Source organism: Micromonospora sp. NPDC052213 (genome assembly GCF_040679695.1).
In the GTDB taxonomy this organism is placed as follows: domain Bacteria; phylum Actinomycetota; class Actinomycetes; order Mycobacteriales; family Micromonosporaceae; genus Micromonospora.
Genome location: NZ_JBFAVI010000419.1, coordinates 1 through 1,050 on the forward strand (window position 1 = coordinate 1; position 1,050 = coordinate 1,050).

The following is a 1,050-nucleotide window of genomic DNA, read 5'->3' on the forward strand; positions in this document are numbered from 1 at the left end:
TGGGTCGAGACGACCGGTGCGGTGTGGGTGTCGGCCATCGACGGCTCGGGGCGGCGCAAGCTCCGGGACGGCGTCGACGACGTCTGCTGGTCACCCGTCTGGCTGCCGAACTCGCAACAGCTCGTCGTGCGTCTGAACGCTGGCGGCGACGACCCGGCCACCGGCGTGCTCGACGTCTCCTCCGGGAAGTTCACCAGGGTGACCGGCCTCGACGGCTGTCACGCCGTGTTCGCGGCGGACGGGACGCTGGAGTTCGCCGACGGCTCCGACGGCACGATCGTCCTCACCGACCGGAACGGCAGGGCGCGCCGGACGGTGCCGGGCCTGGGCACCAAGGGCAGCCGGTACGTCTCCTTCGACCTGTCCAGTCTCTCCCCGGACGGCCGGCGGGTCGCGCTCCTGCGGATCGACCGGAACGGCACGTACGGGGACGCGGCACGGGAGCTACTGGTCAACGCCGTGCTCGACACCCGGACCGGCGCGGAGGTGTCGCTGCCGCTGGAGGGACGTCAACTGCGGCAGGTCTTCTTCCAGCCGGACGGGTCGATGGTGGTCCGGGTGCGCAGCGGTGACCGCTACACGGTGGTCCTGGTGGATGCGAACGGCAAGAAGATCACGGAGCGGGCGGAGCCCTCGGCGCTGCGGGACATGCAGATCATCACCGCAGGACCGTGATCGCCGCGTCCGCCGTGACCTGCTTCCACGGCACCAGCACCACTGTGCCGTCGCGCTCCAGCACCTTCGCGTCGCTGCCCTCGGTGCCGGCCGACAGCGGCGCCTCGGCCACCACGCTCACCGTCCCGGTGGCGGGGTCGATCCGGACCAGCCGTGGGGCGAGATCCCGCCGGTCGCCCACCTCCCACGCCAGCAGGCCCTGCCCGTCGAGGCGGACGAGTTCCACCTCGCTGTCGGTGTGCCCGGCCGACACCCAGCGCCGCTTCCCGGTGGCCAGGTCGATCGCCACGACCTGGTTCACCTGGCGCATCTTGTCGCCCACTGGAGAGGGCTCGGTCGGCAGGTAGAGCGTGTCCGCGTCGGCCAGGTACGGGC

The 1,050-nt window shown here is 71.9% G+C and carries 1 protein-coding gene and 1 pseudogene; one reads left to right on the plus strand and one right to left on the minus strand.

Annotation, left to right across the window (positions count from 1 at the left end; genetic code table 11):
- On the plus strand, nucleotides 1-675 hold a 675-nt coding region (locus AB0L34_RS34410; RefSeq protein ID WP_363709862.1), incomplete at its 5' end, for a hypothetical protein.
- On the opposite strand, the pseudogene AB0L34_RS34415 reads toward AB0L34_RS34410, so the two are convergent.
- Nucleotides 659-1,050, minus strand: a pseudogene (locus AB0L34_RS34415) (hypothetical protein); the annotation flags it as partial. The gene AB0L34_RS34410 and the pseudogene AB0L34_RS34415 sit on opposite strands and share 17 nt — an antisense overlap.